The 24,213-nt window shown below is 34.6% G+C and carries 23 protein-coding genes; 22 read left to right on the top strand and 1 reads right to left on the bottom strand.

Annotated features, from left to right (window positions below; genetic code table 11):
• The first annotated feature begins 74 nt into the window (after window positions 1-74).
• From ACRD69_RS02240 to ACRD69_RS02345, 22 genes are all read left to right on the top strand, one after another.
• Window positions 75-1,169 carry an EpsG family protein gene (locus ACRD69_RS02240; protein ID WP_430813435.1) on the top strand — a complete coding sequence of 365 codons (1,095 nt, stop codon included), beginning with the start codon at window positions 75-77 and terminating at the stop codon, window positions 1,167-1,169.
• A 48-nt stretch (window positions 1,170-1,217) separates the two neighbouring features.
• The gene (locus tag ACRD69_RS02245) at window positions 1,218-2,114 is read left to right on the top strand and encodes a glycosyltransferase family 2 protein (RefSeq protein ID WP_430813436.1); all 897 of its coding nucleotides are present in this window, start codon (window positions 1,218-1,220) and stop codon (window positions 2,112-2,114) included.
• The gene (locus ACRD69_RS02250; protein ID WP_430813437.1) at window positions 2,105-3,346 is read left to right on the top strand and encodes a glycosyltransferase family 4 protein; all 1,242 of its coding nucleotides are present in this window, start codon (window positions 2,105-2,107) and stop codon (window positions 3,344-3,346) included. Before ACRD69_RS02245 ends, ACRD69_RS02250 begins: the two co-directional genes overlap by 10 nt.
• 32 nt (window positions 3,347-3,378) lie before the next feature.
• On the top strand, window positions 3,379-4,005 hold the full coding sequence (locus ACRD69_RS02255; RefSeq protein ID WP_430813438.1) for a sugar transferase: 627 nt from the start codon (window positions 3,379-3,381) through the stop codon (window positions 4,003-4,005).
• Window positions 3,971-4,525 (top strand): GNAT family N-acetyltransferase, encoded by a 555-nt coding sequence (locus tag ACRD69_RS02260; protein ID WP_430813439.1) that lies wholly within the window; start codon window positions 3,971-3,973, stop codon window positions 4,523-4,525. The genes ACRD69_RS02255 and ACRD69_RS02260 overlap by 35 nt, the downstream gene beginning before the upstream one ends.
• Window positions 4,525-5,406, top strand: a complete 882-nt coding sequence (locus tag ACRD69_RS02265) for a 1-aminocyclopropane-1-carboxylate deaminase/D-cysteine desulfhydrase (RefSeq protein ID WP_430813440.1) — start codon at window positions 4,525-4,527, stop codon at window positions 5,404-5,406. Before ACRD69_RS02260 ends, ACRD69_RS02265 begins: the two co-directional genes overlap by 1 nt.
• A 147-nt stretch (window positions 5,407-5,553) precedes the next feature.
• The gene (locus tag ACRD69_RS02270) at window positions 5,554-6,570 is read left to right on the top strand and encodes an ATP-grasp domain-containing protein (RefSeq protein WP_430813441.1); all 1,017 of its coding nucleotides are present in this window, start codon (window positions 5,554-5,556) and stop codon (window positions 6,568-6,570) included.
• 46 nt (window positions 6,571-6,616) lie between these two features.
• Window positions 6,617-8,140: an amino acid adenylation domain-containing protein gene (locus ACRD69_RS02275; RefSeq protein WP_430813442.1), complete on the top strand. Its 1,524-nt coding sequence runs from the start codon at window positions 6,617-6,619 to the stop codon at window positions 8,138-8,140.
• Between the two features lie 55 nt (window positions 8,141-8,195).
• Window positions 8,196-8,420 (top strand): acyl carrier protein, encoded by a 225-nt coding sequence (locus ACRD69_RS02280; protein WP_430813443.1) that lies wholly within the window; start codon window positions 8,196-8,198, stop codon window positions 8,418-8,420.
• Between the two features lie 7 nt (window positions 8,421-8,427).
• Complete coding sequence (locus tag ACRD69_RS02285; RefSeq protein WP_430813444.1) at window positions 8,428-9,492, top strand: 3-oxoacyl-ACP synthase III family protein; 1,065 nt, start codon at window positions 8,428-8,430, stop codon at window positions 9,490-9,492.
• 85 nt (window positions 9,493-9,577) lie between these two features.
• The gene (locus ACRD69_RS02290) at window positions 9,578-9,811 is read left to right on the top strand and encodes a phosphopantetheine-binding protein (RefSeq protein WP_430813445.1); all 234 of its coding nucleotides are present in this window, start codon (window positions 9,578-9,580) and stop codon (window positions 9,809-9,811) included.
• Window positions 9,812-9,861: 50 nt separating this feature from the next.
• Entirely contained in the window at window positions 9,862-10,491 is a 630-nt protein-coding gene (locus ACRD69_RS02295; RefSeq protein WP_430813446.1) for an acetyltransferase, read from the top strand.
• 31 nt (window positions 10,492-10,522) lie between these two features.
• Window positions 10,523-11,602 carry an acyltransferase family protein gene (locus ACRD69_RS02300; RefSeq protein ID WP_430813447.1) on the top strand — a complete coding sequence of 360 codons (1,080 nt, stop codon included), beginning with the start codon at window positions 10,523-10,525 and terminating at the stop codon, window positions 11,600-11,602.
• Between the two features lie 75 nt (window positions 11,603-11,677).
• Window positions 11,678-13,651 (top strand): asparagine synthase (glutamine-hydrolyzing), encoded by a 1,974-nt coding sequence (asnB, locus tag ACRD69_RS02305; RefSeq protein WP_430813448.1) that lies wholly within the window; start codon window positions 11,678-11,680, stop codon window positions 13,649-13,651.
• A 21-nt stretch (window positions 13,652-13,672) separates the two neighbouring features.
• Window positions 13,673-13,939: an acyl carrier protein gene (locus tag ACRD69_RS02310; protein WP_430813449.1), complete on the top strand. Its 267-nt coding sequence runs from the start codon at window positions 13,673-13,675 to the stop codon at window positions 13,937-13,939.
• Between the two features lie 74 nt (window positions 13,940-14,013).
• On the top strand, window positions 14,014-15,279 hold the full coding sequence (locus ACRD69_RS02315; protein WP_430813450.1) for a condensation domain-containing protein: 1,266 nt from the start codon (window positions 14,014-14,016) through the stop codon (window positions 15,277-15,279).
• Between the two features lie 52 nt (window positions 15,280-15,331).
• Window positions 15,332-16,186 (top strand): hypothetical protein, encoded by an 855-nt coding sequence (locus tag ACRD69_RS02320; protein WP_430813451.1) that lies wholly within the window; start codon window positions 15,332-15,334, stop codon window positions 16,184-16,186.
• Between the two features lie 21 nt (window positions 16,187-16,207).
• A complete protein-coding gene (locus ACRD69_RS02325) occupies window positions 16,208-17,344 on the top strand; it encodes a DegT/DnrJ/EryC1/StrS family aminotransferase (protein WP_430813452.1) in 1,137 nt (378 codons plus the stop codon).
• A gap of 169 nt (window positions 17,345-17,513) precedes the next feature.
• Window positions 17,514-18,587, top strand: a complete 1,074-nt coding sequence (locus tag ACRD69_RS02330) for a lipid II:glycine glycyltransferase FemX (protein WP_430813453.1) — start codon at window positions 17,514-17,516, stop codon at window positions 18,585-18,587.
• A 74-nt stretch (window positions 18,588-18,661) separates the two neighbouring features.
• On the top strand, window positions 18,662-19,726 hold the full coding sequence (locus ACRD69_RS02335) for a GNAT family N-acetyltransferase (protein ID WP_430813454.1): 1,065 nt from the start codon (window positions 18,662-18,664) through the stop codon (window positions 19,724-19,726).
• A gap of 15 nt (window positions 19,727-19,741) precedes the next feature.
• Window positions 19,742-21,172 (top strand): MBOAT family O-acyltransferase, encoded by a 1,431-nt coding sequence (locus tag ACRD69_RS02340; protein ID WP_430813455.1) that lies wholly within the window; start codon window positions 19,742-19,744, stop codon window positions 21,170-21,172.
• A gap of 5 nt (window positions 21,173-21,177) precedes the next feature.
• Window positions 21,178-22,113 carry a hypothetical protein gene (locus ACRD69_RS02345; RefSeq protein WP_430813456.1) on the top strand — a complete coding sequence of 312 codons (936 nt, stop codon included), beginning with the start codon at window positions 21,178-21,180 and terminating at the stop codon, window positions 22,111-22,113.
• Window positions 22,114-22,300: 187 nt separating this feature from the next.
• On the opposite strand, the gene ACRD69_RS02350 is transcribed toward ACRD69_RS02345, so the two are convergent.
• Window positions 22,301-24,019 carry a glycoside hydrolase family protein gene (locus ACRD69_RS02350; protein ID WP_430813457.1) on the bottom strand — a complete coding sequence of 573 codons (1,719 nt, stop codon included), beginning with the start codon at window positions 24,017-24,019 and terminating at the stop codon, window positions 22,301-22,303.
• Window positions 24,020-24,213: the final 194 nt, after the last annotated feature.

The following is a 24,213-nucleotide window of genomic DNA, read 5'->3' on the forward strand; positions in this document are numbered from 1 at the left end:
CAAGTCCATGATTGTTTCTGGACATCGATAATATTGTTGATTTAATAATTTTTTAAATCCTTTTCATACCTAAAGTGAGTCTGATACCATTAGAATATTATACAGAGGTATTTATCAATGCCGTTTTAATCATCTCAATTATTGTTTTAGTTCATACAAGTGGTAATACCGGATATGAGGTTAGGTCGCGGAGGTTTAATTTAGCCGCTGTTTTTTTTGTATTTATCCTGTTGTTACTTTATATGGGGCTTCGCCCTATTAGCGGTTATTATTTTGGTGACATGTTAACTTATGCGCGGAACTTTGAAACCTTAACAAGTGGAGGCTTTGTTCGTGAAAAAGATCTGGGCTTTTCGTTATTATTTAAATTCTCCTCAATGATAATGAGTGTTGAATGGTTCTTCTTACTGTGTGCATTCCTATATATTTTACCTTTATACATAGCGGTCAGGCGTTGGCATCATGACTATGCCTTTTTAGCTTTTTTAGCATTGATAGGAAGTTTCTCATTCTGGGGGTATGGAACAAATGGAATAAGAGCAGGTTTAGCATCTTCTTTCTTTATTTGCGCATTATCGTATCGAAAGAATATACCAGTAATGATTGGGTGGCTAATTCTGTCTTTATCATTTCATAAATCAATGATACTGCCCATATTAGCATTTGCATTGACTTTTATATATAATAAACCCAAAACGTATTTACTTGGATGGTTCGTCGCAATTGTACTATCTGCAAGCATGGGAAGCTTTTGGGAAAACTTATTTATGGGCTTGGGTTTAAGTGATGATCGCTTCTCTAATTATTTGAGCAATACAGAAAACCTCCATCAATTCTCAAGAACAGGATTTCGCTGGGATTTTCTCTTATACAGCTCTGTAGCCGTTGTAGTCGGATATTTATATATCGCAAAATTCAAGTTTAAAGATAAGTTTTACCACCAATTGTATAATACCTATGTGATATGCAACGCTTTTTGGATCATGGTGATAAGGGTAGCATTTTCAAATCGTTTTGCTTATCTGTCATGGTTTATGATGGCCTTAGTCATCGTCTATCCTTTGTTAAAGCATAAGATGTTTCGATTACAATACTCCAAAATAGGTTATGTATTGTTCATATATATCGGCTTCACATATGTAATGTATTACTTACTAGTGGCCAGGTGATCAATTATTTAATTGGGTAAATATTTATAAAATATAAAACTTTATAAGATGACTAAACAACTGACCGTTTTCACACCAAGCTTTAATCGAGCCTATTTACTACCAAATCTGTACAATAGTTTAGTACGACAAACCAGTAAAGATTTTGCATGGTTAATTGTAGATGACGGCAGTAGTGATGGTACAGAGGAATTGGTTCAAAAGTGGATTGATGAGAATAAAGTTGAGATATTATATAAATATCAGGATAATCTTGGTATGCATGGTGCTCATAATACAGCTTATGAATTGATAGAAACAGAATTGAATGTTTGTATTGACTCAGATGATTATATGCCAGATAATGCAGTGGAACTGATTTTAGATACCTGGAGCAAAAATAAAGATGATAAGTATGCTGGTATATTAGGGCTTGACTGCTATAAAAATGGTCAAGTTGTTTCATCAAGAAAGTTCCCGGAAGAATTGAAAAGTGGTAAGTATTTCGAATTAAAAAGCAGGTTTGGTCTAAAAGGAGATATAAAGTTTGTTTACCGGACAGATGTCATTAAGAAATATCCTGCATATCCAATATTCAAAGAAGAAAAGTTTGTGCCGCTGAACTACAAATATTTATTGATTGATCAGGACTATGATATGCTTTTTTTAAACGAATTCCTATGTGTTGTTGAATATATGGAAGATGGTTCAAGCAGAAATATCATTAAACAATACCTTAAAAACCCAAAGGGATTTGAACATGAGCGAAAAGTACGTATGAAGTATGCGTATTCATTAAAGGAAAGGTTTAGGAATGCGATTCATTATGTGTCATGTTCAATTCAATTAAAAAATGGACGTTTTCTTTCTGACAGCACAAATGTTTTGCTAACGATACTGGCAATACCATTGGGAATAGCATTGAATGTATATATAAGAACTACTAACCGAAAAGGATGGATGTAAAAGCAGAGCCGGTATTAATTGAGGATCAGAATCACAAGAAATCAAATAATGCTTTAAGCGAGATGAGTAAGCAAAAGATAATTCGTATAACAACGGTTGGGCAATCAATGGCTGGTATTTTAAAGGGGCAGCTTCGTTTTATGAATAATCATTATGAAGTTATTGGAATATCATCAGGGGGAGATTCATTATGTGCGGTTGAAGAAAATGAAGGTATTAAAACTTATGCTGTTAACATGACACGTCGAATCAGTCCTTTAAGAGATTTAAAGGCTCTGGTTAAGCTGTACAGGATTATAAGAAACGAGAAGCCAACCATTGTTCATACACATACACCTAAAGCAGGAATTCTGGGTATGGTAGCTTCGTATCTGGCACGCGTTCCTGTACGAATTCATACGGTAGCAGGTTTACCTTTAATGGAGGCAACTGGTGCCAAACGTATTCTCCTGGAAAATGTAGAAAAGTTAACATACCGTTGTGCATCAAAAGTTTATCCTAACTCAGCAGGGTTATCTGATTTTATAAATAGTAAAAGCTTTTGTATACCAGATAAAGTAAAAGTAATAGGACATGGTAGTTCTAATGGTATTGATACGAGCTTTTTCTCACAGGATGAGGTGACTGAAGAGACGCTTGCTGCTATTAGAGAAAAGTACAGTATTCCTGAATCAGCAATTGTTTTTTGTTTTGTTGGAAGAATTGTAGGTGATAAGGGAATCAATGAGTTGCTTGCGGCTTTTGTTAAAATACATGAGAAACATCCGAACTCACGTCTGTTATTAGTTGGTCCATTTGAAAGAGAGCTTGATAAATTGTCTGATGAAAGCGAACAATTGATCCGTGAGCATGAAGGTGTTATCTGGACAGATTATCAAACTGATGTTCGACCATTCTTTAGTTTATCTGATGTATTTACTTTCCCATCTTACCGCGAAGGTTTTCCTAATGTTGTTATGCAAGCAGGCGCAATGAAATTACCTTGTATAGTATCAGATATCAATGGATGCAACGAAATAGTCAAAGATGGAGTTAATGGTTTGATTGTACCACCAAAAGAGGTTGAATCATTGTACCGGGCTATGGAGACGCTTTTCTTAAATGAAGAGCTTCGGAAGAACTTATCAGCAAAAGCACGCCAAATGATTATTGACAAATACGAGAGAAAGGTGATGTGGAAAAAGTTGCTACATGAATATGATGAGGTAATTGCAGGTTTAAAGTTGAATTAGATAGAGTCTATTGTATATCAAATCAGGTAGTTATGTATAAATTCTTTTTTAAAAGACTTTTTGATATTATATTTTCTATTGTAGCTTTTATATTGTTGAGTCCGGTTTTTATAATTGTGACCATTTTTCTGACTATAGCAAACAATGGAAAGCCTTTCTTTTTTCAGAAAAGACCAGGAAAGAATGAAAGGATATTTAAAATTATAAAGTTCAAAACGATGAATGACAGACGAGGAGATGATGGGGCCTTATTGCCTGATTCTGAACGTCTGACTAAAGTAGGCCATTTCGTACGGAAGACCTCTCTGGATGAAATTCCCCAGCTATTAAATGTTATCATAGGCGATATGAGTCTTATAGGTCCAAGACCATTATTACCAGAGTATTTACCATATTATACCGAAGAAGAGAAGTTAAGACATTCTGTTCGTCCTGGTGTTACCGGCTGGGCGCAGGTTAATGGACGTAATAATTTAAGTTGGGATGATAAACTAAATCTGGACGTTTATTATGTGCATAATTTGTCTTTCGCATTGGATTTTAAGATTATACCTAAGACGATCTTTAATGTATTGTCACGAAAGGATATAAATGTTGTACCTTCACTAAAAGATGGAAGATTTGATGACTACAGAAAAAATAAAGGCGCAGGATTTTAGTTCCCAGGATATTGAAGCAAGAGTTGAATGGATCAACAATCCAAGCATTAACTCAACGATGTTTTTCGACTTGCCGGCCACAGTTGAAGATACGACCAAATGGTATAAGCGTATTATTACTAACGAAAACCGGGCTGATTTTTCATTTTTTCTGGATAAGGAAAATACTCTGATAGGTATGGGTGGATTAACAGGTATTGACTCTAAAAGTAAAAATGCAGAGTTTTATGTGATGATTAATCCAGACTATCATTCAAGAGGATATGGAAAACGTATATCACAGTGGCTATTTAATTATGCTTTTCTGAAATTTGATTTGCACAAACTGTATCTCCATACCAATAATGATAATGTATACGCTTACAAAATTTATGAAGATTCAGGTTTTGTATTGGAAGGAATTTTGAGACAACATAAGATTAAAAACGGATTCTATTTAGATAGAAGGTTTTATGGTCTTCTGCAAAAAGAGTGGGAGGATATGCCATGGAAGGAAAACCAAATACAGACAGTTTTTTGATGATACAGGAAATAAGCAATAGCATTAGAGTTTTTAGGGATGATATATTTCCATTTCTGGGAGGAGGAAATAAAGGAAGAAAAATCCTTAGTATAGGATCTGATGTTAAAGACAAAGGATGCAATGCCATTGTTACAACCGGTGGGATTCAATCAAACCATTGCAGAGCAGCAGCAATACTAGCCGCACAAAATAAATGGAAATGTACACTTGTCTTACATGGTTCCAGAGACAGGTTTTATAATGAAGGAGGGAATGCATTATTGATGCGTTCAGCAGGTGTTGAAACTAAGTTTGTGGAGCCGGCAGAAATCAGTGATGCGATGGACGCGGCGATGAACAGATATACATTACAGGGTCATAAGCCCTATTATATCTGGGGTGGAGGCCATACTCCGGAGGGAGGATTAGCATATATTGAAGCAGCAAAGGAATTAAAATTATATTGCGATAGTCATAACTGGTATCCTGATCATATTTTCCTGGCGTCAGGAACAGGTTCAACCCAATCGGGATTAATGGCCGGTTTAAGTCTGGTTGGATTAAAGTCAAATGTAATTGGAATTTCAGTTGCGAGAAAAAGTGACGCAGCAACTAAAATCGTTTACGACTTTTATAAAGAATTATGCGCTCGCTACAATATAAAAGATAACGTGGAAAGAGCATTTGTATCCGATGATTATTTGTGTGGAGGATATGAGAAGTATGGCAGTGAGATTAAAGAGCTTTGTAGTAATTCCATAAAAGACTATGGGTTTGCACTCGATAGTACATATTCTGGTAAGGCCTTTTGGGGAATGAAGGATATTATTCAAAAAGAGAAATTGACAGGAAATATCTTGTTTTGGCATACAGGAGGATTTTTAAACTATTTAAGTTAGAACGATAAATGCAGGAGTCTAAACGAGTCTTTATCTGTATTTATTCAGTGGTAATAATTAATTTATAAATTGATTTAATGATTTGTTAGTGCTTTAAGAAAGTATAACCCGACAAATGATTGAGATCGTTATCATATTGTTAGAATCATGAATATATTATTTACAAGTTCTGGTAGAAGAAATTACCTATTGAGCTATTTTAAAAAAGAGATAGGAAGTGAAGGAAAGATTGTTGCTGCGGATATGGATCGAAGTGCAGTATCTCTTGCCATTGCAGATGTTGCTTATTTAGTTCCTTGTGTTTATGATGATGGATATATTGATAGGATACTGGAAATATGTAAATCTGAAGACGTCAAAATAGTTATTTCTCTCAACGATTTAGAATTACCTATTCTGTCGGCCAATAAAGGTGCTTTTGAAAAGAATGGCATTTCATTAATAGTTTCAGACAAAGAAGTGATTGATCTTTGTTTTGATAAAGTGGCGACTAATGTGTTTGCATCCAGGTTTGGTTGTAATACCCCTAAGACATACACGACTATTAAAGATGTAAAAGAGGCACTAAACGATGGTACTCTCTCATTTCCTTTAATTATTAAACCAAGATGGGGTAGTGGTTCTATCTCTATGGAGATAGTTGAAAATACTAATGAGTTAGATTTAGCTTATCGATTGTTAGATAGTAAGTTAAATAGGACGTCGTTGTCTGAGATTAGTGTGACTGATAGAAAAGAAGCCTTGTTAATTCAAGAAGTTTTAATGGGAGATGAGTATGGGCTAGATATTATAAATGATCTTAATGGCAGTTATCAAACAACTATTGTTAAGAAAAAATTAAAGATGAGAGCCGGAGAAACAGATAAAGCTCAAGTTGTTGATCGTCCAGACTTAATGGAGTTAGGTGAGGTAATAGCACATGAATTGAAACATATAGGTAATCTTGACTGTGATGTATTTGATGTGGATGGAAAATTGTTTCTACTTGAAATGAATCCACGTTTCGGTGGAGGGTATCCTTTTAGCCATGAAGCGGGTGCTAATTTGCCCAAAGCCATACTGGAATGGGTTAAAGGAAATGAAATTGATGTAAATAAATTACTTATGTCGCTAGAAGAGAGGCGTTTTGGAAAATGTGATCAAATGGTGGAATTGCTCAAATGATAATTAACTACCTAAGTGTATAAACTAATTTTAAGCTGATAATAGCATGAACATACATCTTTTACAGTATTTAGAGAAGACGTACTCAGATTTCAAAGATAAAGTTGCTTTAATTGACAGAGACAGGGAATTAAGCTTTGCTGAATTACGAAATCTCTCAATAGGTATTTCAATTGAGCTTAAAAAACAGAACAGTGAGCTGAGTAGGAAACCCATTGCTGTTTTCTTACCTAAATCACTTGAAAGTATTGTTAGCTTCACTGCCGTTTTATATACAGGAGGTTTTTATGTGCCATTGGATTCAAAATCACCAATTGAAAGAGTCGCATCTATTCTCGATACTCTGTCTCCTGAAATCATTATCACCAATAGATCTCTAAAAACAAAATTACTCCAGATTAATTATCCGGCAGATAAAATTGTTGAATATGAGTCCTTGGTTCAGCCAAATCAAGCTGATATTGAGAGTTACAAATTGCCGGAAAATCATATTGATACGAATCCAGCCTATTGTAAGTTTACTTCAGGATCAACTGGTATCCCGAAAGGAGTACTCATACCGCATAAGGCCGTAATAGATTTTATAGATTGGGCAAGAGAACGATTTGAAATTGATGAACGATATATCATTGGTAATCAGTCGCCATTTTTCTTTGATCAATCAGTGTTTGACATTTATTTAATGATGTCGACAGGCTCAACAGTGGTCATTATACCAGAGGAGCTTTTTATCTTTCCAGCCAAACTACTCGAGTATATTAATGAAGTAAAGATTAATTTATTTTTCTGGGTACCATCTGTTCTGGTCAATGTGGCTAACTTTAAACTGCTGGATGCTATTGAATTGCCACACCTGGAAAAAATATTCTTTGGGGGAGAAGTGATGTCAACACGCCACCTGAACTATTGGAGAAAGCATTTGCCGGAACCGATGTATATTAACATGTACGGACCTACTGAAACAACAGTTGACAGTGTTTATTATGTGGTCGAAAGAGAGATCCCGGATGAGGAATCTGTTCCAATAGGTACACCATGTCGTAATACAGATGTTCTTATCTTAAATGAAAGAAATGAATTGTCGAAAGTGAATGAAACAGGGGAGCTTTGTATCAGGGGAAGTTCTCTGGCATTAGGTTACTATAACAATCCGGGTAAAACTTCTGAAGTCTTTGTTCAAAACCCTATAAATAAAGTTTATCCTGAATTGATTTATAGAACCGGAGATATTGTTTATCTTAATGACTTAGGGGAGATTATTTACATGTGCAGAAAGGATAATCAGATTCAACACATGGGTTATCGGATTGAACTTGGTGAGATTGAGGTGGCAGTAATGGGAATAGACATGTTAGATAATGCATGTGTGTTATACAATAACGAAAAAAAGGAAATAGTCATGTATTACTCGGCAGAGGTGAAAATTGAGCCGGGTTCCTTAAGAAAACAACTGGTTAAAAAATTACCGAAATATATGGTTCCTTCTTCATTTATTCAATTAACAAAAATGCCATTAAACGCTAATGGTAAGATAGACAGGAACACCTTAAAAGCGCAAATGGAAAATTAGTTTAATATAGTACAACTAAACGATCGTTGTTAGAGGCTTGAATATTAGAAAGGATATGAAGGAAATAGTTAAAATACTGAGTGAGATAAGACCTGATGAAGACTATGAGGTATCAGACAACTTTATCGCTGATGGATTATTAGATTCATTTGATTTAGTGGTATTGGTTTCAGAATTGGATAGTCACTTTTCGATATCAATAAAAGGTACTGACATATTGCCGGATAATTTTGAAAACATTGATTCAATAAGTGCATTAGTAAGAAAATATACTGAATGATATAGCTATGAACTTAAAATACACGAATAAAAAGATAACAGGACTATTGACTGTGATTCCTGAAAACGAGGTACAGTTTGTTGATACGATTGAGAACTATAATTTCTCGAAACGACAATCCATGCAACTGGGAAAGATCATGGGCTACGAAAAACAAAGAATTGTGCAGCCTGGAGTGACAGTTTCTGATATGTGTATTTTTGGTTTGAATTACTTATTTGACAAAGGTTTATTAAGTAAGGATGAAATTGATGCCTTAATATTGGTGACTGAATCACCTGATTATATTTTACCACCAACAAGTAACGTCATTCAGGGTGCACTTAATTTAGGACATGATGTATTTTGCATGGATATAAACCAGGGGTGTGCAGGGCATGTGGTTGGTTTGATGCAGGCATTTTCATTATTGGACCAGGACGCGATCAATAAGGTGGTGTTGCTAAATGCTGATGTCTTAAGTCCGAAAGCTTCTGTTAATGACCGAAATAGCAGACCGCTGGCGGGCGATGGTGCTTCAATAACAATTGTAGAAAAAAGTGAAGAGCCCAATGAAATATATGCCAACATGAAGATGGATGGTACGCGTCATGAAGCTTTAATTATTCCTGCAGGCGGATTTAAAACGCCTTCATCGCCAGAAACGGCAAAACTAATTGAAGATGATAATGGTAATTTAAGAGCATTAGATCATTTATGCATGAAAGGAGATGCCGTATTTAATTTCGTGCAAAAGGAAGTGCCCATCATGGTTGAAAGTTTATTGGACTATGCTAATGTTCATAAAGATGATATAGACTATTTCATGTTTCATCAGCCAAATAAATTTATGTTGAAAAAATTGGCTGATCGTATGGAGGTATCTTATGATCGTTTACCCAATAATATTGTGGAGCGTTTTGGAAATGCAAATAGCATAACGGTTCCAACTGTTATAACGTACAATCTAGGAGAAAAAGCCGAAAAGCAAGAGTATTTGTTATGTCTGGCCGGATTTGGTGTTGGTTTAACATGGTGTTCAATGTTATTGAAATTTGGCAAACTGGATTTCTGCAAAATGATAGAATATTAATTTAAAGTATACTATAAAAATAGGGGATTTATAGCCTTTAAACGGAGATTAAATAATTAGGAATTAAATTCGAAAGGAGTTCACTATGAAAAAGGAAGAATTTATAGAAATTATTAAAGAGGAATTAGAAATAGATGAGCAAATTACCATGGATACCAGGTTTGATAGCCTGGAGATTTGGGATTCTGTTGCCAGGTTGGTTCTGATTTCTTTAATCGATGAGAAGTTTCAAATGCAAATTAGTGCAGAGGAAATAAAGCTTTTAGGTACCCCTGCTGATTTAATAAACAAAGTTGGCCTTAGTCGATTTGAAAATTAATGTTTAATTCGTTTGTGCGAGATACTAAAGATCAGATAAAGAGCTATTTAATGAAGAAAAGATTATTTATTATTGGAGCAGGGGGCCTTGGTAGGGGTTTGGAATCCTGCCTGGACCGAATTCCAGAAGATCAGCGCGACTGGCAAATAATTGGCTTTATTGATGAGTCGCCAATAGCACTGGATGGATTTCAATCAGATTATAAAATAGTTGGAGATATTGACAATTATAACTTTACAGAAAATGACTGGGCCATTATAGCCATTGGACATTCCGATACGCGTAAAGATATCTATCGACGATTAAAAGGAAGGGTCAAATTCTATACTTATATTGATCCAAGTGTCATGATAAGTAAATATTCTAAGATTGGAGAAGGCTGTATAATTTTAGCGGGATCATTCGTTAATAATAATGCAACTGTTGGAAAATTCTCCACCATACTGGAGAACTCTACCATAGGACACGACTCAGTTTTAGGAGATTTTTGCTCTTTAATGGCAAATGTGAATATTGGTGGAGGATGTAATATTGGAGAAGATACTTTTATAGGTACCAATGCAACTGTAATACCAAGACGATCAATAGCCGAAAGGGTGACGATTGGATCCGGAAGTGTTGTTGTTCGTAATGTAAAAGAGAGTTGTACTGTTTTTGGTAATCCGGCTAAGAGAATTTAATAGCAGATATCCCTCAATAAACGCATCAGGATTGTTATCAAAAGAACGTAGATTTCAAAACCTTGATATATTAAGAGGTTTGATGGCATTGTTTGTTGTCATCTACCATATTCCGCAACTTTCCAGAGCTGTTGGCTTACCACATTTTGCTGATTGGCCTGTTTTTAACCGGGGCACTGAAGCTGTGAAAGTTTTCTTTACCTTGAGTGGTTATTTGATCATCGGATTGCTTTATGATGAAAAGAGCAAGTCAGGATCGATTAGTATCCGAAACTTTTATATCAGGAGGATTTTACGCTTATATCCGGTCTATTACGCAGTGCTGATATTTGGGTTCACGTATTATCATTTTATTCTACCAAAGCTTGGTGTTAATTATGAGGTGAATTATAATTTGCTGGAAGCTATTGTGTTAAATGTGGCATTTTTACCAAATGTCTTTGTTGTCCAATATGAGCCCGGTTCTATATTATTAATTTTATGGTCCATAGGTGTAGAAGAACAGTTCTACTTGTTAATAGCTCCATTGCTGGCGTTTATAGCAACTAAAAGATATGCTAAGGGACTACTGGTCTTTACTCTTGTTTATTTGTTGCTCTTTCATTTTCCGGGAACGTCAGTCTTAAAATCAAATTGGCTTTATTATTATTATATGTCAGCAGGTGGATTTGTAGCTATTATCACAAGAATGGGGTATCGATTGTCGTTCAGTTTTTTTCCTGCTCGTTTGAGTGTCTATTTGCTTTTTGTACTTTATTTTATCACAGATTGGTTTAAGTTTAGTAATGAATTTGCAAGTGAGATTTTGCAGTTGCTTCTTTTTACGATCTTGATCACTAATTTGGTTATTGACGAATATAAAGGGGATAAAAACTCTTTTATGCGTTATTTGGGTACCATCTCTTATGGGATATATATGTACCATATGATTGTACTCAATCTGGTCTTATTTATTACCTTAAAGCTACAGGATATATTTAATTTATCTTCGATTGCCATCATACTGTTTGTTAACCTGACCTGCATATTTGGTACTATTCTGCTTGCTCATGTTTCGTACAGATATTTTGAATCTTATTTCTTAAGATTGAAACAAAAGTTTCGAAAATGAAATTTCCCGTAGATCTAAAATTGAAGATGTAGGTAATAAACTCTATTGTAATAGTATATCATAAATATTAAAGTTATGTGTGGAATTGCCGGAGTATATGGAGTAGAACGATGCAAAGAGTCTCGACTTTTCGAGATCAAGAATATGATTGCATCTGAACAGCATCGCGGACCTGATGGCTGGGGATACTATCTTTCACCTGAAATTGCCCTGGGACATGCCCGTTTGTCCATTGTCGATCTGGCCACGGGTGATCAGCCATTGGTGTCAGAGAATTTGGTGATTTCTTATAATGGAGAGGTTTATAACTATATAGAGATTAGAAAAGATCTGGAAAGTAAAGGCATTCGCTTTAATACAACGAGCGATACAGAAGTAATTCTTAAGGCTTTTGCGTACTATGGAGAGCAATGTTTTAAGCTCTTCAACGGTCAGTTTGCAATACTTATCTGGGATAAACAAAAGAAGGAATTAACCATTGCAAGAGATCGTTTTGGTATACGCCCACTATACATACTTGAACATAAGCAAAAGATCTATTTCTCCTCCGAACTGAAAGCATTTGATTATCTGGATAATTATTCGCGTGAGTTTGATGTAGAGCGTTTATTTGAGCATTGTCTTCTTTGGAATACTTATGGTGATCATACCATATATAGAGGAATAAAATCGTTACCTGGTGGTAGCTATGCAAAATATAAAGGAGGAATTAAGCTTACAGAGCAAAAGTATTACGAGCTTGGTGATAATTACCATAATGATCAACGGTCATTTAAAGATATCGAAGAAGAATTTCAATACTTATTGCAGGACGCAGTCAGCCTGAGGTTAAGGAGTGATGTGCCTGTTGGAGCATACCTGAGTGGAGGAATTGATAGTTCGGTGATTACTCATTTGGTTAATAAAACAACTCGTAAGCAATTTAAAACATTTTCCATAGCCTTTGATGATAAAGAATTTGATGAATCCACCTATCAGGATGATATGGTAAGACAAATTAATTCTGATCATTATTCTTTACGAATTAATCACAGGAACATTGATGAGCATTTTCCCGAGGCCATTTATCATACAGACAGGCCTGTGTTCAGAACAGCTGCTGTTCCATTGTATTTATTATCTGAAAAGGTAAGGGAAAGTGACATTAGGGTTGTATTGACAGGAGAAGGTGCTGATGAAGTATTGTGGGGCTATGACTCTTTTAAGGAAGTAAAGCTACTGGATTTTTGGTCTAAGTACCCGGAGTCTGATTTGCGACCGCAATTAATTAAAAAGCTGTATCCGCATTTGAATCATTTCAGTGATGAACGACAGTATGGAATGATGAAAATGTTCTATGAGGGATTTTTGGGGAAGGTTAATAATAAACTGGCCTCTACTAATATTAGGATTAATAATAATAAAATCATTAAAAACTATTTTAACAGGGATTACAAATTGAAGTATGAGGAGAAGGATATGATTGATAATATTTCTTCCATTTTACCTTCAAATTACGATTCCTGGTCACTCTTGCAGCAAAACCAGTTTTTAGAGATCAAAACACTGTTAGCCGGATATTTGTTATCATCACAGGGTGATCGAATGTCATTGGCACATGGTATTGAAGGAAGATATCCCTTTCTGGACCATCGATTGGTTGATCATTTATTTTGCATTAATGAGAAGTATAAGATGAATGGGTTTTCACAGAAATATTTATTGACAAAATCGTTTAAAGATAATCTTCCATCTTCTATCTTAAACCGACCTAAACGACCGTACATGTCCCCGGATTTAAGATCGTTTATTGTAAATGGAAAATTGACTGAAAATAGTGCATTCTTTCTTAGTAAAGAGATGATTGATGATTATGGTTTATTTGAATATCGCTTCTTGAAACGTTTCCTCGATAAGTTTCAAGATGGTATTCCGGCTAATATTGGTTATCGTGATAATATGATAATCACTTTTATATTATCTACTCAAATCGCCAATTACTGGGCTAAAAATCCAAAAGTTAAAACGCTGGCAGAAGAAGACTTAAAAGTTTGTTTAGTTGATTATTGATCTAATTAAAAAGTATACGTTATGGATGAAAAATTGCTTAATAAAACAGAAATTCAAAGTCAGTTAATAGACTTTCTTTGCAATCAATTTATGGTTGAGGTTGAAGATATTGAATTGGATGAATCTCTTGTTGATACAGGTATTATTGATTCAATGGGATTAATTGAAATAGCATCGTATATTGAAAAGGAGTATGATTTTAAGGTAACGAATGAGATGATGAATCGTTCGAATTTTGGATCAGTCTATAAGATTGTAGATTTTATTGTAGCCGAAAGCCAGAAGTAATATCATCTACCCATAGTGGTTACTTATGCTCACAACTCAATAATCATGAACTAATCTTAAAATGATCTGATTTAATGATAAACCCATTGTCCTATGTGCAACAACAGTTCTTCCTGAATAGTGTTGTTTATCCGAAAGATTCATCTTATAATATACCTCTCGTTTATAAGGTTAAGGGAGATTTAAACCCAGATTTACTTGAAAAAGCTCTTAATCTTTTAATAGACAAATACGATGTTTTAAGGTCCTCTTTCATTCGAAAAGGAAGAGAGTTTAGTCGCATTGTACATTCAAATGAAGAATGTGTTTATAAAATAGATACACCAGAATTGCCCTATGACTTCGAAGGTGTTGAAGTAAAGGATGTTGACGATGAGGTTCATGAGTTGTTTGATTTAGGTAGGTGGCCGCTCTTTCGAGTTAAGTTGTTTAAATTCAAGGACAATGTGTCAATTTTATCCATCGTTTTTCATCATATAATTATTGATCTTCATTCATATACAATTTTTGCTAAGGAATTATCAACTTTTTACAATTTGTTGAAAAATGGCGATAAGCCTATTGTAGAAGAAGTAAAGCATCATTATAACGATTTTGTCGAATGGGAGGCTAAGTGGTTAAAGAGTAATGAGGCAGATACGAGGCTTGATTTTTGGTGTCGGGAATTAGGGAATAAGCATCATTTACTTAATGTTCCCGCTGGAATAAGCAGACCGGCCATGCAGAGTAAACAGGGGAAACGTTTACATTTTGAAGTAAATAGTCAACTATCTTATGGTATCAAAAAATTAGCCGAACAGCTGGCCGTGACTCCTTTTACTTTATTACTCACAGCATATTCTATTCTTTTAAGTAGATTAAGTGGTCAAAAGCAGGTTATAATTGGAGTACCTTTATCCAATCGTCGAAAAGATTTTAACAAACAAGTCTTTGGTCCGCTAATTAATATTTTGCCGATCATCATCAATGACGCTGATGCTGATCAAAAAATAGATTTAATTCGTGAAGTCCGTTTAGCCATGCTAAAGGCTCATCGCAATCAGGAATTACCGTTTTTGCATATTGTAAATTCCTTAAATTTAAAGAAGAGCTTTGCATACAGTCCGATTTTTCAGGTGGGCTTTGCATATGAACCTAAAATAGACATGTCATTTGATAAAGTAGATGTACATCCATTGATTATTGAACGTAGAGGTGCACAACTTGATTTATTTCTGACATATTGGGAACAAGGAGATACAATACAAGCATGTCTTGAATTTTCTTCAGATTTATATACTGAAAGCAGCATACGCGAATGGATCGAAATGTATAAGGGTATTCTTAAAGAGTTACTCTGAAGTGATCAATTCAACCTTTTCTTCTTAATTAACTTGTTAAAACCCTAAAAATATGGATCAATTTGTATGGTGGACGATTGAAAACAAAACTCATTTAGAGATAATTGATATTTTAGATGCTCATAAAGAATCGAGACCGTGGGTGAACTATTTTATCAATGAGTCACCTATGAGTCCTGGTAACCTTAATTCAGTATGTCGTATAGGTCATGTTCCTTTTAGTCAATGTCCACAGAATCGATTTTACTATCTCGATCAATCTCGTATTATTGAGACGGTTGCAGCGGGAGGAATCTGCACAGAAATTGATTGGGACGGCACTAATGAAGATTTACCAGAAGGATGGCAGGATAGTGTTCAACGCGCTTATAATGAGTCAAAAAGTAATAAAGAAAGGTCAAATACGGTTGTAGCTTTATTAGCTTTTACATTATCCCGTTATCGAAAAAGAGGATTGTCAGGTAAGGTAATTAGTAAGATGTGTCTTTACGGTAAAGAAAATGGCTATGAATATTGTATTATTCCAACCCTTCCACCAGCTCAATTTCAAAAAGAGTATATTGATACACCAGTAAGCGATTTAGCAAAAATAAGAAGGGAAGACGGCTCCTATATGGACTATTGGTTAAGGTTACATACACAGAAGGGAGCTGAAGTTTTAACCACCAGCGAACGGTCGCATCGTTTTGTTTACAGTTTAAAAGATTTCTCGGAACACGTAAGTTCTTTTCCCCTTAATGAATCTGGAGAACATCTTGTTGCCTTGGATAAGGATAAATCCTTGGGGGGGAATGGTAAGAACATGTGGCAAAAGGTATATGTGGATCTTGACAAGGATATGGTTCAATTTGATTGGGGATGTATCTGGGTTAAATATGATCTGCAAAAATTGGAATTTAGTCTGTAACCAACCTAACATATAAATATGATGAATGATAAAATATGGCTATCCTCTCCACATATGGGAGGGGGCGAAATGAAATACGTACAAGAAGCTTATGATACCAATTGGGTGGCTCCTCTTGGTAAAAATGTTAATATGTTTGAAGATAAACTGGCCGATTTTTCAGGAGCATCTTATGCCTCGGCACTGAGTTCAGGAACCTCTGCCATTCACCTGGCATTGGTTTTACTAGGTGTCGGACAGGGAGATGAAGTCATCGTTCAAAGTTTTACATTTTCAGCGAGTGCCAATCCGGTTACATATGTTGGGGCAACTCCGGTATTTGTTGACTCAGAAGAAGATACCTGGAACATGTGTCCGGATACATTAAAGAAAGCCATTGAAGACCGGATGGCGAAAGGTAAGGTCCCCAAGGCTATCATACCAGTGCATTTGTATGGTATGCCGGCAAAAATGGATAAGATAATACAGGTCGCGGATGAATATAATATTCCCATAATAGAAGATGCTGCGGAAGCCCTTGGATCTTCGTACAAAAATAAAAAAATGGGTACCTGGGGTCACTTAGGGGTATTGTCATTTAATGGAAACAAAATAATCACGACCTCTGGAGGAGGTGCCTTGTTATCGGATGATAAAGAGTTGATAGAAAAATCAAGGTTTTTGGCGACGCAGGCAAGAGATGCGGCTCCCCATTATGAACATTCTCATATTGGATTTAATTATCGCATGAGTAATATTTTGGCCGGTATTGGATGCGGGCAGATGGAGGTGTTGAATTCTCATATAGAAAAGAGACGTAATAATAATGTATGGTATAGAGAGCTGCTGAAAAATAGTAAGGGGGTGAAATTTCAGGAAGAACCTAATGGCGATTATTATTCCAACTATTGGTTAAGCAGTATTTGTATAGATCCTCAAAAATGCGGTATAACAAGAGAGGAGTTGCGCCTGAAATTTGAAGAAGCAAATATTGAGTCGCGACCGCTTTGGAAACCAATGCATTTGCAACCTGTTTTTAAAGATTTTCCATTTTATTCAACAGGCGTATCAGAACAACTTTTTAAGGATGGCTTATGTTTACCTTCAGGTAGTAATTTGTCAAGTGCGGAGCGGGATAGAATTGCGAGTGTTTTGAAAGAAACATTGGTTATCAATTGAAAATTACACCCAGTATTCTAAAGGGATTTAATAGATTGGTACAACAACTCAAAATAACTGTATAACCTTATACGATCAGTGTTTCTTTATTGATTATAGAAAAATACATCGTTGATTTTGTGTTCTTTTTTAGGGTAAAGTTATGTGTGAATTACTTGTTAATTAGTTTATGTTTAGAGTTCTTAAAGCAAAAGATCCGGAAGATTACCAGTATTGGTTGAAGATTTGGAATGAATGGGAGGATAGAGAAATCTTTGCTCATCCAAACTATCTGCAACTTTATGATCATGTGTCAGATGCTGCTTGTGCTCTTTATAAAAGTGATGAATCGCTTATTATATTCCCTTTTTGCCTAAGAAAAATAGAACAGAATATTATAACACATGATATTTTTGATATAATCACTCCATATGGGTATGGAGATATATATCAGATTGGTGATGATCTTGATGAATCAATCAAGCTCAGGTTTCAACATGAATATTCTGACTGGGTAAAAAAGAATAATGTAGTTAGTGAGTTTATTCGATTTAACCTAATGAGTAATAGTTTAAGATCATACATTGGTGATTTAATTGAATGTAACTCAAATATTATATGTGATCTTACGATTGGAGTTGAAGGCTTATGGAATCAGTTTAAACCCAAAGTAAGACGAAATATAAGAAAAGCGACAAGGGTAAATTTAAAACTAGAGATAGATCATGATGGGAAACGATTAAAAGATTTTTTCCATTTGTATAATCTCACAATGGATCGTTTGCAGGCAAAATCAAAGTATTACTTTCCATTAACCTATTTTGAAAAGTTACAGAATAGCTTAAATGGGCAATGTGCTTATTTTTACATCATGCATAATGATAAAGCGATTGCATCAGTTCTCGTTTTGTTTGCATCTAAAAAAATGTATTATTTTCTAGGAGGGTCGGATAGTGAGTATTTTGACCTTCGTCCGAATGAATTGTTGCATTTTGAGGTAATGCAATGGGGTATAAAAAAGGGAATTGAACGCTATGTGTTAGGGGGTGGTTATTCAAATAATGACAGTATATTCTCATTTAAAAAGAGTTTTTTTCCGAATGGCGTATATACTTTCTATTGTGGACAGCATATTCATGATACAAAAGTATATGACGAGTTAGTAATAAAACATGAGAATGACATAAAATCAAATGCCTTGCCGGTAGAACATTCAGCTTTTTTCCCTCGTTACAGGTCCGGGGAAAGAGGTATTGTGATTTAATATCAAGAACAACATTAATATATCAAGTGCAAGATCAAATTACTTTTACCTGGACTAAGTCAGAAGATGATTTAATGGAATGGGATAGTTATTTAAAAAATAATTCCAGAGGCCATTGTCAACAGGTTAGTCACTACCTGAAATCGTTTTCCAAATATCCTTTTTGTGATTATGATCTTTTAATTGTTAGAAACAGTAAAGGATATATAATTGGAGGTATAGGTTTTATAATTATTGGAATTCCATATTTTAAAATTTTATTTGCTCCTAATGGTCCAATAATCTCAAAGGGAAGTGAATTTATTTTTAGTGATGTAGTAGAAAACTCTATTAAAAGGGGCAAGCGAATAAAAGCCTTCTATTGTCAGATTAAAGCACCAATTTTAAAAGATATCAATTCGGATTATGAGAAATTTGCCCTTGTTGATATAAGTGAGGATGGTGCTTACTATAAAGGAGAGAAGGGTAGTCAAATTGATTTCCTAACGGCTACGAATGGGTTTAAGGCAATCAGATTAGGCAATGATCAGCACTCATACGATAGATTAAGTGAAAGCTTCAATACCAACACTAAACGAAATATTAGAAAAGCTTATTCTAATGAGCTTGAGTTGAGGTTTGTGACATCAATTCAAGAGGTTAAAGAAGCTTATCAAATTGTTGAGCAGGTTGCAGGCATTCAAAAATACAAGGTGCGGTCATGGACTAAGATGAGGTCGTTTTTAATGAATATGATTGCAAATGACTTATGTATTGTTCCGTGTTGTTACGTTAATGGTGAAATGCAAGGAGTCTTAATAGTATTTGATATTGGTCAACGGTTTAACTATGTATATGGTGGTATTTTACGGAGTTCACCAGATTTAAGAATTGGACATTTTTTGCACAATGAGATGATAAAACACAGCATTCAGAAAGGCTATGCATGTTATGACTTTGGGTTGGCAGGCAATGTTGGTATTAACAGATTTAAGGATGGTTTTGGTGCCATGAATATTGAATTTGAGGATTCTCGTTATTGGATAATAAATGGCTTTAAAATGCAACTTTTTCTTTTTCTTAATAAAGCCAGGTATTTATTAACTAATAGCCTTTCAAATTTGAAGTTAGTGACAGGTAACATTATTAAAACGAAATAACATTAGCACTTATATATGATTTTTAATTCTCTTGATTTTGCAATCTTCTTGCCGATAGTGTTTTGCTTGTATTGGTTTGTTTTAAAAAACAAATTAAAATTACAGAACTTGCTAATTGTAATGGCAAGTTATGTATTTTATGGTTGGTGGGATTGGCGATTTCTTTCGTTGATAATTTTCAGTACGCTTGTAGATTACACCATAGGTTTAAAGCTTAAGTCAGAAAATCGAATAGTAAGAAGAAAGCTACTGTTGTGGACAAGTATCCTAGTGAATCTTGGTTTTCTGGGATTCTTTAAATATTATAACTTCTTCCTGGATAATTTTATTTCTGCTTTTTCATTTTTTGGAAGGAGTATTAATGCCAATTCGCTCAATATAATTTTGCCGGTAGGGATTAGCTTCTATACTTTTCAAACATTAAGTTATACAATCGATATATATAAACGTAAACTTGAACCAACTCAAGATTTTGTCTCTTTTGCTGCATTTGTTAGTTTCTTTCCTCAATTGGTTGCAGGTCCAATAGAAAGAGCGACTCATCTGCTTCCACAATTTGCTAAGCAAAGAGTATTTGATGAATCTAAAGCTTCGGATGGCATGCGGCAGATTTTATGGGGATTGTTTAAGAAAATTGTGGTCGCTGATAACTGTGCAGTTATAGTAAATCAGATTTTTAATGATTATGGCACTCAATCTTCAAGTACCTTATTTATGGGTGCAATATTTTTTGCCTTTCAGATTTATGGGGATTTTTCTGGTTATTCAGATATTGCAATAGGCACATCAAGGCTATTTGGCTTTAATTTAATGCAAAACTTTGCATTCCCATATTTTTCAAGGGATATTTCGGAGTTTTGGCGTCGTTGGCATATTTCTTTATCCACCTGGTTTAGAGACTATGTATACATACCTTTAGGAGGAAGTCGAGGAGGTATTAGTGCCAAAATCAGGAATACTCTGATCATTTTTATTGTAAGTGGTTTTTGGCATGGTGCTAATTGGACTTTTATCATATGGGGAGCAATCAATGCCTTATATTTTTTACCCCTGCTACTTTTGAATAGGAACAGAAATTATATCGAAGTTGTCGCAAAAGGTAAATTACTGCCAAGTTTCAAAGAGTTAATAATGATGTGCTCCACTTTCATTCTAGTTACCTTTTCATGGGTGTTTTTTCGAGCTGAAAATGTAGGTGTTGCTTACGACTATATTCTGAGGATGATAGATATGTCATTTTTCTCTCTGCCAGCAATTGACTATAAACCAGTTTTGTATATTTTGATATTGCTTAGTGTAGAATGGATAAACAGGGGTAAAAAACATGGTTTGGAGTTCTCCAATATCCGATTTGGAGTACTGCGCTGGAGTGCATATGTAACGATTTTCTGTTTGATTTTATTTCTGGGTGCAAAGTCGCAATCATTTATCTATTTTCAATTTTAAGAGTCATGAAAAGATTTTTGCTAAAATGCATAGCCTTCTTGTTTTGTGTTATAACTATTTTAACACTTACCTTAAATCAATGGGGAGGATATATAGATTATTTCTATAACAAGTTCACAACTCCCAAAGCGTCATCCTTAATTTTAGGAGACTCTCGGAGCTTTCAGGGCTTGCAACCAAAAGTTATAAACGAGCAACTTAAAGATTGTAACTTCAAATTACCTATTTTCAACTACAGTTTCACTATCGCTCAGATTACATACGATAGCTTATATCTGTCAAGTATAAAAAGAAAGCTGGATACGACTAAAACAAATGGTCTTTTTGTCCTTTCTGTTCACCCATATGTCCTTTCAGAGAGAAATGGAGGAACAGATTTTTCTGATGCCCCTCCCCATAATATGTATTTTGTCGATAAGAATCCAAATTTCGAATATTTAATTCGAAATCTCGATTACTTTCATTTCAGAGGTGTTTTTAGAAAGTCATCAAAAACACATAAGGATGGCTGGCTTGAGGAAACGAACCTTCCTGATAATACAAGGATATTAGCAGAGTGGAAAGAAAATCAAGAAAATTTATATTCAAAGTTCTCTAAAGAATGGATGAAATCAAAGGATAAGTTGAATAGCCTCGAAGAGATAATGTGTTACTTAAGTCAATTTGGAAACGTATTTCTTGTAAGAATGCCAGTAGATATTGAGATTTTGAATATTGAAAATGCATATTGGCCTGATTTTAATGCTTGTATAGAGGAAATCAGTGCAAACAACCAAATACCTTATCTGGATTTTAGCAATGTAAATAATCGATATTCAACATATGATGGGGTCCATATTGACAAGTTTTCGGGTGTTGATTTTGCAATTGACTTGTGTGACTCAATTAGTCAATATGTCGATAATGAGGAAATAGTGAATTTAATAGGGTGTGCAAGGTAGGCTTTTCGTTTGCTCTTCAATTTCAGAGTATAGCTGTCAATTATCTTCTGCAGTAATCACAATAGCATAATGCCTATCGGTTGTTGTATGCTAGAATCAAGCTGCAATTTTAAGGACTAGATAATATGATATAAAGAAAGAGGGTTTCTAATTTAGAAACCCTCTTTCTTTATATTTCTATGATTCTTTAATTCACTATAATTCCATTAGAATTAGAAATTGATACTTCACCACCATTTAATTCATTATTTGATAATGTTATTTGGTTCGCTTCTGTTCCTTGTTCAATATTAACATTTACAAAGGCGATAGGCTTGAAAGTAGTATTAATATCGTTTTCATATATCTGAACTTTGTCTGCACTAGCAATATGAGTAAAAATCCCGTAACTATTTGTTACATCACTTGAAATTTTGTTACCGTATATATTGCTGCCAATGATATCGTTTATCATTATTCCTGTTTTGCAGTTTTTGATGATATTATCATACACATCAATATCCTGGTTATATATTGAAATACCTAAATTACCACTATTCACTGTGTTTCCTGATATTTCGTTATTAAATATTGTTTCTGAGTTTTGAGGTTTTCCTCCTTTAAGTGCAACATCATCAGCTTGAGCATTGATTACGTTATTTATAATCCTAACTCCATTAGCTAAAGAAAATCCAATGGTATTCTCAGTTGTGTTATTTTCAATAGTAATATCCTGACCAATAGCGATAGTAAAAGCACTTGCCATACTACCTTTTTCAATATTATTCCTGATAGTAATATCCTTTGCTATTTGATACTCAATAAGGTTGCCATTGTCATCTCTTGTTCGGTATGCCTCAACATCAATTCCGCATTTGGGTGATGTTCCTTCAGAGTATTGGGTGTCGACACCTGCATTTAGAAAAGAATTATTCTCAACAATGATATTGTAACCATCAGTAATTGACATGTTATTGCGTCGATTACTATCAAACGTACAACCGGTTACCAGTACATTATTACTTCCTATGTACTCTGGATCAAACGCATATTTCATGCTGTGAATATTTAAGCCATCTCCGGCTGCGTTTTGCATAATTACGTCAGAAATAGTAATATCTACACCAGATGAAATGTTGATCAAATGTCCCCATTCATGTGTTGTTCGCAAACGACCATTTGTATCGTAGATAGGAGTATAGTCATGTTTATCTCTATCGCCGTGTAATTTACCACCTGTAATAGTTACATTTGATTGCCCCCTGATTTCAAGAAGATTATATCGAACGTATTTATTTGGCTGAACTCTTAAATTTGCATTATCTGCCATTTTAAGGTTGAAGTTAGAAGGCAAATGGATTGATGTTTCAAAAGGTAAAACCAGGTTTCTGTCACTGGTTACCAAAAAGTATGCATCTAATTGATCAATATTAAAATTGATTGCACCAAGCCTTTTGACATCGTTAATTGCTCTTTGAAATAAGTTTTTGTTATCAAGTGCAATTTCATCGCTAACTATACCTTCAACAATACCCCATTTATTCTTATCAAAAGTATAGGTTGAACTATTTAATTTGACTGAGCCGGTAACACCAAGTTGATGGTTTAATAATCGTCCATCAATAATACCAGCTTGTTTAAAATTTAATTCACCATTAATAATTTCACCACCTTTGTAATCAATGATTACATTCTCAGGTAACATGATTTTTTGACCATTCAGGTCATGTGAGCATTCAATTATTAAGGTGTCATTGGCGCTTGTTGAATTAAAATCATAATCACAAGGAGTGGATGTTTCTTTATCCACCGGAGCTTCTGGTTCTGTAGGGTCTACAGGAACCTCTGTATCTGGATTTATGCTTTCGCCGGTGCAAGCAGAGAATATTAAAATTAGGGCTAAAAATAAATTGATCACATACTTCATAACTTCTAAATCATTTAATGTACAACTTCAAAAATTCAAACACTATCCCATCCCACAAATCTACATTGAGTATGTATGGTATATTAAACTATCCCTATTAAGGAATTATTCTAAGTCTAAAGATCTTAATCAAAACTATTTGGACTAAACATTTTCTTTGACGCAAAAAAATGAAAAAGGTTTGGATTAGTAAA

The sequence above is a fragment of the Carboxylicivirga agarovorans genome, assembly GCF_050589845.1.
Classification (GTDB): domain Bacteria; phylum Bacteroidota; class Bacteroidia; order Bacteroidales; family Marinilabiliaceae; genus Carboxylicivirga; species Carboxylicivirga agarovorans.